The sequence below is a fragment of the Polaromonas sp. P1_F2 genome (assembly GCF_056405735.1).
On sequence record NZ_JBFUBN010000001.1, the window covers coordinates 773,301 to 786,943 of the forward strand.

Below are 13,643 nucleotides of genomic sequence, written 5' to 3' on the forward strand. Positions count from 1 at the left end.
CGCACCGCTCAATGCATCTACCTCCACTCGCCTCCGGCAAACGCTACACCCTGCCCCAGCCCGCCGGTTCCGCCGATGCCCTGCTGCTGGCACGCCTGGGCAGCCGCGAAAAAGCCGCCGGCAAGCTCACCGCCATCATCACCTCGGACGCCACCACGGCCCAGCGCCTGATGGACGAGATCGCATTTTTCGCGCCGGAGCTGCGCTGCGCGCTGTTCCCCGACTGGGAAACCCTGCCCTACGACACCTTCTCGCCGCACCAGGACCTGATCAGCGAGCGCTTGGCCACGCTGTGGCGCATCCAGCAGCGCGACAAGGAAACCGGCGCCGACGTGGTCATCGTGCCCGCCACCACGGCGCTGTACCGGCTAGCGCCGCCCAGCTTCCTGGCCGGCTACACCTTCCACTTCAAGGTCAAGCAAAAGCTCGATGAAACGCGCCTGAGGGCCCAGCTCACGCTGGCCGGCTACAGCCACGTCACCCAGGTCGTCAGCCCCGGCGAATACGCAGTGCGCGGCGGGCTGATCGATTTGTTCCCCATGGGTTCGGCCGTGCCCTACCGCGTCGACCTGTTCGACAACGAGATCGACAGCATCCGCACCTTCGACCCCGACAGCCAGCGCAGCCTTTATCCCGTCCCCGAAGTGCGCCTGCTGCCCGGCCGCGAATTCCCCATGGACGACGATGCGCGCGCCAAGTTCCGCAGCCGCTGGCGCGAACTGCTGGATGGCGACCCGACCAAGAGCCGCATCTACAAGGACATGGGCAACGGCGTGGCCACCGCCGGCATCGAGTACTACCTGCCCCTCTTCTTCGAAGAAACCGCCACGGTGTTCGACTACCTCGGCAATGACGCGACCGTGGTGCTGCACGGCGACCTGGAGCCGGCCTTCCAGCGCTTCTGGCAAGACACCAAGGACCGCTACCGGCTGGTGCGCGACGCGCCCGACCGCCCGGCGCTGCCGCCTGAATCGCTGTTCCTGGGCACCGAGCAGTTCTACGCGCGCGCCAACGACTATGCGCAACTGGCGATTCGGGCAACGGTCGAAGACGTGGCCGACAACGCCCAGTTCCAGAAGCTCGGCGAAATGGCCGTGGTGCGCGGCGCCGAAGACCCGCTGGCCAAATTCAAGGGCCATGTGCGCAACACCGCCCACCGCGTGCTGGTGCTGGCCGAAAGCGAGGGCCGGCGCGAAAGCCTGCTGGACTTCCTGCGCGCCAGCAGCGTCAGCCCGCCCGCCTTCGATTCCCTCGAAGACTTCCAGGCCAGCGACGAAAAACTCGGCATCGCCACCGCGGCGCTGAACACCGGCTTCAGCTGGCTAGAGGAAGGCATTGACTTCATCACCGAGACCGAGCTGTTCGCGGCGGGCGTCACGGTGCGCCGCCGCAACAAGAAGCAGGAACAGGTCAGCGATGTCGAAGCGCTGATCAAGGATCTCTCGGAACTCAACGTCGGCGACCCGGTGGTGCACAGCGCCCACGGCATAGGCCGCTACCGCGGCCTGATCAACATGGATCTGGGCCAGGGCGTGAATGCCGACGGCACACCCCTGCTGCAGGAATTCCTGCACCTCGAATACGCCGACAAGGCCACGCTCTACGTGCCCGTCAGCCAGCTGCACCTGATCAGCCGCTACACCGGCGTCAGCGCCGAGGAAGCCCCTCTGCACAAGCTGGGCAGCGGCCAGTGGGAAAAAGCCAAACGCAAGGCCGCCGAGCAGATCCGCGACTCGGCCGCCGAGCTGCTCAACATCTACGCCCGCCGCGCCGCTCGCGAAGGCCATGCCTTCCGCTACTCGCCCGGCGACTACGAAACCTTTGCCAACAACTTCGGCTTTGAAGAGACCGCCGACCAGCGCGCCGCCATCCACGCCGTGATCCAGGACATGATCAGCCCGCGGCCCATGGACAGGCTGGTTTGCGGCGACGTGGGTTTCGGCAAGACCGAGGTCGCGCTGCGCGCCGCTTTCATCGCCGTCACCGGCGGCAAACAGGTGGCCCTGCTGGCGCCCACCACCCTGCTGGCCGAGCAGCACTACCAGACGCTGGTGGACCGTTTCGCCAAGTGGCCGGTCAAGATCGCCGAGATGAGCCGTTTCCGCTCCGGCAAGGAAATCACGGCTGCCATCAAGGGCCTGGCCGACGGCACGGTCGACATCGTGGTCGGCACGCACAAGCTGCTGAGCCAGGACGTGAAGTTCGAGCGCCTGGGACTGCTGATCATCGACGAGGAGCACCGCTTCGGCGTGCGCCACAAAGAGGCCATGAAAGCCATGCGCGCCGAGGTCGACGTGCTGACGCTGACGGCCACGCCGATTCCGCGCACGCTGGGCATGGCGCTCGAAGGCCTGCGCGACCTCAGCGTCATCGCCACCGCGCCGCAGCGCCGCCTGGCCATCAAGACCTTTGTGCGCAGCGAGAACAACGGCGTGATCCGCGAGGCCGTGCTGCGCGAACTGAAGCGTGGCGGCCAGGTCTACTTCCTGCACAACGAAGTCGAAACCATCCAGAACCGGCGCGAGAAACTTGAAGAGATACTGCCCGAGGCGCGCATCGCCGTGGCCCACGGCCAGATGCCCGAACGCGAGCTGGAGCGCGTGATGAAAGACTTCATCGCCCAGCGCTACAACCTGCTGCTGTGTTCCACCATCATCGAGACCGGTATCGACGTGCCGACCGCCAACACCATCGTGATGAGCCGTGCCGACAAGTTCGGCCTGGCGCAGTTGCACCAGCTGCGCGGCCGCGTGGGCCGTAGCCACCACCAAGCCTATGCCTACTTGATGGTGCCCGACATCGAGGGCCTGACCAAGCAGGCCGGCCAGCGGCTCGAGGCCATCCAGCAGATGGAAGAACTTGGCTCGGGTTTTTACCTGGCCATGCACGACCTGGAAATCCGCGGCACCGGCGAAGTGCTGGGCGAAAACCAGAGCGGCAACATGCTGGAGGTCGGCTTCCAGCTCTACAACGAAATGCTCGGCGAAGCCGTGGCCTCCCTCAAGGCCGGGCGCGAGCCGGACCTGCTTTCGCCGCTCAGCGTGACCACCGAGATCAACCTGCACGCCCCGGCCCTGCTGCCCAACGACTACTGCGGCGACGTGCACCTGCGCCTGTCCTTCTACAAAAAACTGGCCACGGCCAAGAACACCGACCAGATCGACGCGCTGCTCGAGGAAATCGTCGACCGCTTCGGCAAGCTGCCGCCGCAGGCGCAGACGCTGATCGACGTGCACCGCCTGCGCGTGATCGCCAGGCCTTACGGCGTGGTCAAGGTCGATGCCGCCCCCGGCGCCATCAGCATCACCTTCAAGAAGGACCCGCCCATCGACTCCATGGCCATCATGCAGCTGATCCAGAAGAACCGGCATATCCGGCTGGCTGGCAACGACAAGCTGCGCATAGAGCGCGAGCTCGACAACCCCAAGGACCGCGCCCAGATGGTGCGCGACGTCCTGCGTTCACTCGGAACACCCACTACGCCCACCACGCCCACCACGGAAGCCACTCCCGCATGACCCCCGCAGAAATCTCTCCCGGCCTTGTCGTCAACGTCTCCACGCCCGATTTGAAGCTCGGCGACTTCAAGCTGATCGCCTTCGACATGGACTCAACCCTCATCAACATCGAATGCGTCGATGAAATCGCCGACGCCGCCGGCCGCAAAGCCGAGGTGGCGGCCATCACCGAGGCCGCCATGCGCGGCGAGATCGCCGACTATAAGGAGAGCCTGCGCCAGCGCGTGGCCCTGCTCAAGGGCGTCAGCGTGGCCAGCATGGACCAGGTCTACCATGAGCGCCTCAAGCTCAACCCAGGCGCCGCCGAGCTGGTGCACGCCTGCAAGGAGGCCGGCATGAAGGTGCTGCTGGTCAGCGGCGGTTTCACTTTCTTCACCGACCGTGTCCGCGACGAGCTTGGCATCGACTACACGCGCTCCAACGTGCTGGAGGTCGAGGACGGCTTCCTCACCGGCCGCATGGTGGACCAGCCCTGGGGCGACATCTGCGACGGCGACGAGAAGCGCAGGATGCTGCTGGAGACCTGCGGCAAGCTGGGCATCAACCCGTTGCAGGCGATTGCCATGGGCGACGGCGCCAACGACCTGCCCATGATGGGCGTGGCCGGCCTCTCGGTGGCCTACCATGCCAAGCCGCGCGTGCGCGAGCAGGCCATGGTGGCCATCAACGAAGGCGGCCTGGACCGCCTGCTGGAGCTTTTCAGCTGAGGCGCCCACACGGCCACATCTCCGCCGGCGCATCAATCCTTCCAGAATAAGTCAACGATCCCGCAGCCATAAGGCCTTATAAGCAGGAACCTGCACCCAAAGACAAGCAACATCCATGGTTTTTTTCAAGCGATTCGAAAGCCAGCTACCCGCCTATCCCGAGGCCGATCCCTCCCTGCCGCCCAAGGGCTTCATGGCCTTTCTGTGGGCCTGTACCGAAGGCGCGCGCGGCTACATCCTGCAGCTGGCGCTGCTCTCGGCAGTCCTGGCGATTTTTGAGGCGCTGCTGTTCGCCATGCTGGGCCGCATCGTCGACTGGCTGGGCGCGACAGCACCCGCCAAGCTGTGGGCCGAGCACGGCACCGCGCTGGGCTGGCTCGCGTTTATCGTGGTGGGCAGCATCGCGGCCGTGGCGCTGCAGACCACCGTGAAGCACCAGACGCTGGCCATCAACTTCCCGATGCGGCTGCGCTGGAACTTTCACCGCCTGATGCTGGGGCAAAGCATGTCCTTCTACCAGGACGAGTTTGCCGGCCGGCTGACCACCAAGGTCATGCAGACCGCGCTGGCCGTGCGTGACACGCTCTTCGTGCTGGCCGACGTGCTGGTCGCCATGGGGGTCTATATCGCCACCATGACGGTGCTGGCCGCGGCCTTCGACATGAAACTGGTGGCGCCCTTCCTGGTCTGGCTGGCGCTCTACATCGCGAGCCTTTATTACTTCGTGCCGCGGCTGGGCCGCATCGGCAAGCTGCAGGCCGACGCCCGCTCGCTGATGACCGGCCGCATCACCGACGCCTACACCAACATCACCACGGTCAAGCTGTTCTCGCACACCCGGCGCGAAGCCGGCTTCGCGCGCGACGCCATGAGCGAGTTCATGAAGACCGGCTACAGCCAGATGCGCCTCGTCAGCGCCTTCGAGATCGTCAACCACGCGCTCAGCATGGGCCTGATCCTCGGCATGGCCGGCACCTCGCTGTGGCTCTGGCACCTGGGCCAGGTCGGCGCGGGCGCGGTGGCCGCGGCCACCGCCATGGCGCTGCGCCTGCAGGGCATGTCGCACTGGATCATGTGGGAGACCACCAGCCTCTTCGAAAGCGTGGGCACCGTGCAGGACGGCATCAATACGCTGTCGCGGCCTCACACCATCGTGGACGCCCCCGGCGCAGCCGCGCTGGACGTGCCGCGCGGCGAGGTGCGCTTTGAAGCCGTGAACTTCAGCTACGGCAAAAACAAGCCGGTGATCGACCAGCTGACGCTGACCGTCAGGCCGGGCGAAAAGATCGGCCTGATCGGCCGCTCCGGCGCCGGCAAATCAACGCTGGTCAACCTGTTGCTGCGGTTTTACGACCTCGACGGCGGGCGCATCCTGATCGACGGCCAGGACATCGCCGGCGTGACCCAGGACAGCCTGCGCGGCCACATCGGCATGGTGACGCAGGACACCTCGCTGCTGCATCGCTCGGTGCGCGACAACATCACCTACAGCCGCCCCGGCGCCAGCGACGAGGACATGCGCATGGCCGCGCGGCGCGCCGAAGCCGATGGCTTCATCGCCGACCTGACCGACCCGCACGGCCGCCACGGCTATGACGCCCACGTGGGCGAGCGCGGCGTGAAGCTCTCGGGCGGGCAGCGCCAGCGCATCGCAATCGCGCGCGTGATGCTGAAAGACGCGCCCATCCTGCTGCTGGACGAAGCCACCAGCGCACTCGACTCCGAAGTCGAAGTCGCGATCCAGAGCAGCCTGAACACGCTGATGCAGGGCAAGACGGTGATCGCCATCGCCCACCGCCTCTCGACCATCGCCGCCATGGACCGCCTCATCGTGCTGGACCAGGGCCGCATCGTCGAAGAAGGCGACCACCGCACGCTGCTGGCCAACGGCGGCCTGTATGCCCGCCTCTGGGCCCACCAGAGCGGCGGCTTCCTGAACGACAACCTTGAGGAAGAAGAGGAACTGGCGGCCTGAGCCACCGCACACGAGCGCGTTCAAGGCGGGTATTTCCCGCAATGAAAGTCCGGCTGCGGACAATTGGCCCGAGAAGCGCCCAAGGCCTCCCGTATGGTTCAAATTTGAACACTACTGCAGGGAGGTCGAGGTGCATCACCCCGAACCTGGGCCGGTGCATCCGGCGCACTTCAAACGTCAAACATCGAACAAGCAGAGGCCGCCACATGCCATGCGCGGCAGCTTGTGGCTGACCACCGGCCTGCCGCTGTTGTTCGCTGCGTTCAACGCGCCGGCCGCCGACCTGCTGGAGGTATACCGCCAGGCCCAAGCGCGCGATCCCGTTTACCGGGGCGCCGTCTACGCGCTGCAGGCGGCACGCGAACGGCTGCCCCAGGCGCGCGCGGCCCTGCTGCCTGCGGTCAACCTGGTCGGCGCCGCCAGCCGCCAGTCCGGGCAGGCCTCTTTCAACGAACTGGCACCAGTGTCGCGCGACGTGCACAACCGCAGCTGGAACCTGCAACTGACCCAGCCCCTGTGGCGCGCGACCAGCCGGGCGACCCTGGACCAGGTAGGACAGCAGGAGTTGCTGGCCGAGGCGCAGTTCCGTCTGGCCGAGCAGGACCTGATCCTGCGCACTGCGCAGGCCTACCTTGACGTGCTGGTGGCCCAGGAAGCCGAGCAGGTGGCCCAACTGCAAACAGGCGCCATGGAGCAGCAACGCAGCCTGGCCCGGCGCACCTTCGAAGGCGGAACCGGCACCGTGACCGATGTATACGAGGCCCAGTCGCGGCTGGACCTGTCGCGCGCCCAGGCGGTGGTGGCGGGCAACGAGCTGCAGAACAAGCTGGCCGAGCTGACACGCATCCTGGGGATTTCCCATGCCCGCCTGGCGGCTTTGCGCGCCGACAGCCCTCTGCCGCGGATCCAGCCCGAAGGCGCCCAGCCCTGGCTGGACAGCGCCCGCGAACAATCCATCCAGGTACGCATCGCCCAGGCCACACTGGAAGTCGCCGACCGCGAGATCGCCAAAGGCCAGGCGGCGCATTCGCCGACCCTGGACCTGACCGCTTCTTACGGCAACAACTACACCTCAGGCAGCATCACCTCCCCGGCTGATATTTCCGTGCGTTCACGCTCCGGCCAGGTCGGCATGAGCCTGACCATTCCTCTCTACGCCGGCGGCGGCGTGCAGGCTCGCGTTCGCGAAGCCGTAGCGCTCAAGGGCAAGGCCGGGGAAGACCTTGAAGCGGCGCGCCGGCAGGCGGCAACCCAGGCGCGCCAGGCCTTCGCCGGCGTCGTCAACGGCACGGCGCAGGTCCAGGCGCTGGCTTCGGCCATCGCGTCCAGCAAAAGCTCACTGGACGCCAACAAGATAGGCTACCTCGTCGGCACGCGCATCAACATGGACGTGCTCAACGCCGAGCAGCAGCTGTATGCGGCCCAGCGCGACTGGTACAAGGCGCGGGCCGAAACCCTGCTTCAGGGACTGCGCCTCAAAGCCGCGAACGCCACGCTGGACGAGGCCGATCTAAGCGTCATCAACGGCATGCTGGAAACCGGGCCGCTCTGAAGTTCAAGTCAGCAAATGGCCAGGTATTCCAATCTTCTCGCGGGCGATCCGGCACCCTGGTTCAGGCAAAGATCTTCTGCGAATCCCCGCTATTCCCTGCATGCTGCAGCCGGGCGCTACATCGTGCTGTGCTTTTTCGGGAGCGCCGCGCATCCCCTGGCCCGGGACGCCATAGCCATGGCCTTGAAGCGGCCGGATATCTTCAACGACGCGCACTGCTCTTTTTTCGGCGTCAGTCTGGACCCCGGCGACGAAAGCGGGCAGCGCGTCGCCGACCACTACCCCGGCTACCGCTTTCTCTGGGACTTTGACGCGCAGGTCAGCGAGCTTTATGGGACGGTCCCGATCGACGCCGACCTGGAGCAGAAACACACCGGACTGCGCCGCCTGTGCTTTGTCCTGGACCCCACGCTCAGGGTACTGAAGGTGCTGCCTCTCGGTGATACCGGCGACATGCTTGCGCTTTTGTCATACCTCGCTGCGCTGCCACCGCCCTCGCGTTTCGCGGGCATCGAATTACAGGCGCCCATCCTCGTGCTGCCCAATGTTTTCCCGCCGGAGTTTTGCCGCGAGCTCATCGCACTTTACGAAACCCATGGAGGCCGGGAGTCGGGTTTTATGCGCGAGGAGAACGGTAAAACCGTCCTGGCCCATGACCACGAACACAAGCGGCGCGAAGACTACGACATCACCGATCCCGCCACCATGAAAGCCGCGCAAGCCTGGATCCACCGCCGGGTGGTTCCCGAGATCGCCAAGGCGCATCAATTCAAGGCCACACGGATGGAGCGTTACATCATCGGCTGCTACAGAGCCGACCAGGAGGCGCATTTTCGTGCCCACCGCGACAACACCACCCGCGGCACAGCCCACAGGCGCTTCGCCGTGTCCATCAACCTCAACCATGATTTCGAGGGCGGCGAGGTCTGCTTCCCGGAATACGGCCCCCGGTCTTACAAACCCCCTGTGGGTGGCGCGGTGGTGTTCTCCTGCTCCTTGCTGCATGCCGTGTCGACAGTGACGCGCGGACGGCGTTATGCCTTCCTGCCTTTCCTTTATGACGACGAGGCCGCGAAGGTGCGCGAGGCCAACAAGGCCTTCCTGGACAAAGGCCTTTCGGCGGACTACAAGGCCTAGGCGGCATGACTGCCGGCTGCCGCCGGACTCAGGCTTTTTCGACCACCGGCCGCCCGGCCTGCACCGCGAAGCGCGCCAGCGTCTGCACCCCGCTGTCGGCGCGTGTCACATCGTCCACCGCGCGCAGCGTGGTCGTCAGCATGCCCGGCGTCAACTCCACCACGCCATAGCCCCTGCGTTCCGAATCGGCGAACACGAAGTGCGGGTTCTCGGCCAGGGTGTCGGGGGTTTTGGCGCCGCTGGACGAGCGCGAGGTGATGCTGGTGCCGCAAAATTCGGTGCCGACGGCCGCGCTGGCCGCGTCCTCATAGTCGGCCTTGAGATGACCCACCCAGTTCTCGTGCACATCGCCGCCCAGCAGCACCGGGTTGGCCAGGGCATGTTTGCGCAGCGAGTCCGTGAAGCGCGTCCGCGCCGCCGTATAACCGTCCCAGCCGTCGTTCCAGAGCACCTGGCCGGGCCCCGGGCGGAAATCGCGCCGGCCGAAAAGCGACTGCTGGCCCACGAGGTTCCAGCCTGCCGCCTTGCCGGCGCCGCCGCCCCATTCGGTATCGAGCCAACTCTCCTGCTGCGCGCCCAGCATGCTGCGCGCCGGATCTTTCCACGCAGCGCAGCCGGCCGGGTTCAGCGTGCTGGAGCCGGCCCTGCCATCACGCGTGCAAACCTGCGCGTCCTTGTACTGCCGTGCGTCCAGCATGTAGAGCGAAGCCAGCCGGCCGTAGGGCAGGCGCTGGTAAATGCGCATCTCGGCGCCGCCGGCCAGGCCGGCCACCGCGCGCGTGAGCACCGAGGCGCGCACCGGCATGTGCTCGTAAAAGGCCTGGTAGGCCGCGGCGCGCCGGGCAGCAAAATCGGCCACCGGCGGCCCGCTGTTGCCGGGCGATGCGCCCGCGTAGTCGTTCTGCACCTCGTGATCGTCCCAGGTCACCAGCCAGGGGCAGGCCGCGTGCATGGCCTGCAGGTCGGCATCGCTTTTGTGCAGGGCATAGCGCCGGCGATAGTCGTCCAGTGTCAGTACCCAGCCGCCGCTGGGCACGCGCACGGCCTGGCCGGCGTTGGGGTATTCATAGATGTAGTCGCCCAGGAACATCACCAGGTCGAGGTTCTCATCCCGCATGTGCCGGTAGGCGCTGTAATAGCCGTGCTCCCAGCGCTGGCAGGACGCATAGGCCAGCCGCAGCCGCGCCACCACCGCACCGGGCGCGGGAAAGGTGCGCGTGCGGCCGGTGGCGCTGAAGGCGCCGCCCACGGCGAAGCGGTAAAAATACCAGCGGTCGGGCTCCAGCCCCTGCACCTCCACATGCACCGAATGCGCCAGCTCCGCAACGGCCTGCGCCTGGCCAATCTGGACGATGCGGGTGAAAGCTTCGTCATGCGCGAGTTCCCAGCGCACGGCCGCCGGCGCGGGCAGCAGCCGCAGGGCATCTTCACCTTCCAGGGCCAGCCGGGTCCAGAGCACGACCGAGTCATGGGTGGGTGAACCGCTGGCGACGCCCAGCGTGAAAGGGTTGCCGGAGAGCCGCACTTGCGCGGCCGCCCGGCCCGGCAGGTAGCAGCCGGCGCCCGCCAGCGCCAGCGACTGGAGCAGCCGGCGCCTCTGGATCATGAGCGGCGAGGTCATGCTGGCCCGATCAATGCCGCACCGGCAGACGCACGGTAAACGTGGTCCCCGAGCCCGCGCTGCTGCGTACATCTATGGTGCCGCCGTGGATGTCGACCGCGTTGCGCACGATCGCCAGGCCCAGGCCCGTTCCCTGGATGGTGCCCACGTTGCTGGCACGGTGGAATGACTCGAAAAGGTGCGGCAGCTCGTCCTCCGGAATGCCTATGCCTTCGTCCGCGACTTCCAGGATGACCGTGTCTTCTTCGGTGCGCACGCGGAACAGCACCAGGCCGCCCAGAGGCGAGTACTTGACCGCGTTGGACAGCAGGTTGCTGAAGATGTGGCGCAACAACTTCTCGTCGTAAAGGCCCTGCCCTGTCCCGGCCTCGTAGTCCAGGCGCAGCTCGCACAGGCTGTCGGGTTGCTGCGTGCGCGCCTCCTCGACCAATTGCCGGCACAGCGCCTGCAGGTCCAGCGGATGCGGTTCGAACTCCAGCATCTGCGCATCGGCCTTGCCCAGCAGCAGCACACGGTCCAGCATGCGCGTCATGCGTTTCACGCCCGCGGCGATGCTGTCGAGGATCTCGAGCTTCTCGGATTCGGGCAACCGGTTGCCGTAGTGCCGCAGCAACTCCTCGGCCGAAAGAATGCCCGAGAGCGGCGTGCGGAACTCATGGCTGGTCATGGCCACGAAACGGGTGCGAAGCTCGTTGAGCGCGCGCTGCTGCTCCAGCGCCTCGCGCGTGTCCTCTTCCGACTTCTTCCGCTCGGTGATGTCGAGGAAGGCCCAGATCACACCTGAATCGGGGTCTTTCGGCTGCACGCAGCTGCCGGCCATCTGCACCCAGAAGAGCTGCCCGTCGCGGCGCTTGAGCTGGCGTTCGCTGATGTAGCTGCCGGTGGCGATCAGGGTTTCGCGCGCCTCCTTGCCGAACTGTTCCCAGGTGGCCAGGTCGGGGTGGATGTAGCTCGAGGGCTGGCCCATGAGGTCTTCGCGCCGGCTACCCATCATTTGCGCGAACTTCTCGTTGACCCACTCATGGCGGCGGTTCACCGACAGCACGATACCCACCAGCGCGCTGTTGAGGATGGCACCGCGCTCCGAGGAGGTGCGCACCAGCTGCGCCTCCAGTTCCTTGCGGCGCGTGATGTTGATGATGACCCAGACCGTGCCCTGGCTCAGGTCGCGCTCGCTGACGGCCTTGCCCGACAGCGACACCCAGATCAGCGTGCCGTCGAACTGCTTCACCTGGATCTCGGCCTCGTAGTTTTCGCCGCGGCTGACGCAGGCCGCCACCTCGCCGCCCACCCGGATGTATTCCTCACGCGAGAGGTAAAAGGGTTCCATCGAGGTCAACTCATGGCTGCCGGCGCCGAAGACTTCCAGCATGGCCTGGTTGGCCCAGCGAAAGCGCCCGTCCGGCGTCAGGAAGGCAATCCCGACGATGGAGTTTTCCAGGATCATCTCGCGCTCCTTGAGCTGCGTGCGGAAATTCTCCTGCGAAACACTCAACGCCTCCACCATGGCGTGCTCGGCCAGGGTGCGCGCCTGCGCCTGCTCTTTTTCGCGTCGCGTGACGTTGATGCGGTCGGCCAGCGCGAAGGACAGCACCACCATCTCCAGCGCCGAACCTATGAGCAGCGAATTGGCCGTCAGCGCATGCGATGGCAGCATGCCGGTGTTGTGCAACGCCAGCGTCACCACACCCACCAGCAGCAGCGCCCAGGCCGCCAGGAAGTATTTCGCGCCCGGGTGGCCGGAGCGCACGCTCAGCACGCCCACCACCACCAGCGTGACGACGCTGAAGACCGCCAGCACCGTCACCATCAGGGACGACACCACATAAGGCAGCGTGAGCGCCGCCAGCAGGGTCAGCAGCCAGCCGGCCACCAGCGACAGCATGAGCCGGTCCAGGCGCGGCATCCTGAGCGCGCTGGACAAAAAGCTGCGCGCGAACAGCAGCCCGAAGACCGCGGTCGAGGCCATGCCGGCAGGCGGCGAGACGCTGTTCCACCAGAGCAGGCCCGGCCAGAGAAACTGCGCGCCGAAGCCGGTCAGGGCCGCCTGCGCGAGGGCCATGCAGGCCACGAAGGCCACATAAATCACATAGGCCCGGTCGCGCACCGAGAAAAACAGCAGCAGGTTGTACAGCAGCAAGCCGATCAGCAGCCCGAAATACAAGCTGATGGTGGCGTACTCGGCCTGGTCGTGCCGCCACAGTGCGGCGGGCTGCCACAGGCTCACCGGTGCCGACACCGTGCCGCCCGAACTGACCCGCAGGTACAAGGTGCTGGCGGCGCCGGGCTTGAGGCGTACCGGCATCACGTGGTTGCGGTGCACCACGGCCCGCTCGGCAAAAGGAGACAGGTCGCCGCCGACCTGGCGACTGAAGCCGCTCTTGCCATCCGGCGCGTACAGCTCCAGCCGGTCCAGCGGCGGGTAGGCCAGCTCCAGCATCCAGTCGGCAGGCGCGTCGCGGGCGGTGCGCAAGGTCACACGCAGCCAGATGGCCGAACGGGTCAGCCCGAAATTGGTGGCCGGGCCGGTTTGCGGCACCGGCTGGAAACGCGCCTGGGCCTCGGGTTTCAGGATATCGGCCAGCGCCAGTTCGCCGCCGGCGTCCTCCAGGTAGGTAAAAGAACGCGACAGCGCGTAGCGGCCTTCGTTGCTGATGGCGAGCCCGGGGCCGATGTCGGCCTCCGCCACCGCGGTGACGGTCGGCTGCACCCGGGACTGGGCCGGCTTCTGCGCGGGGGCCGAAAAGGCCAGGCCGGCCAGCAACACGGCCGGCAGCACCCACATTCCCCGCAACCAGCCCGGCCTCATGCGGGAACGCCGGGGTCCGCCGCCGCGCGCCTGAGCACGCGCCCAGGTGCGGCGGCCGAGGCCGGCACCGTGCCCGCGGCATGCCGCTGGCCGTTGCAGACTTCATGGCTGATGGCGAGGTTTTCCGCGTGGCTGTTGCCGCCCTCGCTGAGCGGCTGGATGTGCTCCAGGGTCGCCGCCTCGGGCGTGACGTGTTCGCCGCAGACCCAGCACGGCACCACGCCGTGAAGCTGCCGCGCCACGGTCTTGTAGATCTTGTCGCGGGTGTGGCCCAGCCTGCTCACGATGGCTTTTTCATGGCGAGGGAGACAAGACTGAAAGGCT

Annotated in this window: 8 protein-coding genes; 5 read left to right on the plus strand and 3 right to left on the minus strand. The window is 66.5% G+C overall.

The annotated features are described in order from the left end of the window. Positions 1 to 11: 11 nt before the first annotated feature. From mfd to AC1D0O_RS03835, 5 genes are all read left to right on the plus strand, one after another. Positions 12 to 3,518 carry a transcription-repair coupling factor gene (gene mfd / locus AC1D0O_RS03815; protein ID WP_477652209.1) on the plus strand — a complete coding sequence of 1,169 codons (3,507 nt, stop codon included), beginning with the start codon at positions 12 to 14 and terminating at the stop codon, positions 3,516 to 3,518. Further along, positions 3,515 to 4,225: a phosphoserine phosphatase SerB gene (gene serB / locus AC1D0O_RS03820; RefSeq protein WP_477652210.1), complete on the plus strand. Its 711-nt coding sequence runs from the start codon at positions 3,515 to 3,517 to the stop codon at positions 4,223 to 4,225. The genes mfd and serB overlap by 4 nt, the downstream gene beginning before the upstream one ends. Positions 4,226 to 4,340: 115 nt before the next feature. Continuing rightward, positions 4,341 to 6,200, plus strand: a complete 1,860-nt coding sequence (locus AC1D0O_RS03825; protein WP_477652211.1) for an ABC transporter ATP-binding protein — start codon at positions 4,341 to 4,343, stop codon at positions 6,198 to 6,200. Between the two features lie 211 nt (positions 6,201 to 6,411). Then, positions 6,412 to 7,752 (plus strand): TolC family outer membrane protein, encoded by a 1,341-nt coding sequence (locus AC1D0O_RS03830; protein WP_477652212.1) that lies wholly within the window; start codon positions 6,412 to 6,414, stop codon positions 7,750 to 7,752. A 15-nt stretch (positions 7,753 to 7,767) separates the two neighbouring features. Continuing rightward, a complete protein-coding gene (locus AC1D0O_RS03835; protein ID WP_477652213.1) occupies positions 7,768 to 8,889 on the plus strand; it encodes a 2OG-Fe(II) oxygenase in 1,122 nt (373 codons plus the stop codon). A gap of 28 nt (positions 8,890 to 8,917) precedes the next feature. Here the strand turns inward: AC1D0O_RS03835 and AC1D0O_RS03840 are convergent, their stop codons facing one another. The 3 genes from AC1D0O_RS03840 to AC1D0O_RS03850 are packed head-to-tail and all read right to left on the minus strand — an operon-like array spanning position 8,918 to position 13,603. Beyond that, positions 8,918 to 10,510 (minus strand): alkaline phosphatase D family protein, encoded by a 1,593-nt coding sequence (locus AC1D0O_RS03840; RefSeq protein ID WP_477652214.1) that lies wholly within the window; start codon positions 10,508 to 10,510, stop codon positions 8,918 to 8,920. 10 nt (positions 10,511 to 10,520) lie between these two features. Beyond that, positions 10,521 to 13,319, minus strand: coding sequence for a 7TM diverse intracellular signaling domain-containing protein (locus AC1D0O_RS03845; RefSeq protein ID WP_477652215.1), 2,799 nt, complete (start codon positions 13,317 to 13,319; stop codon positions 10,521 to 10,523). Then, complete coding sequence (locus AC1D0O_RS03850) at positions 13,316 to 13,603, minus strand: HNH endonuclease (protein WP_477652216.1); 288 nt, start codon at positions 13,601 to 13,603, stop codon at positions 13,316 to 13,318. The genes AC1D0O_RS03845 and AC1D0O_RS03850 overlap by 4 nt, the downstream gene beginning before the upstream one ends. Positions 13,604 to 13,643: the final 40 nt, after the last annotated feature.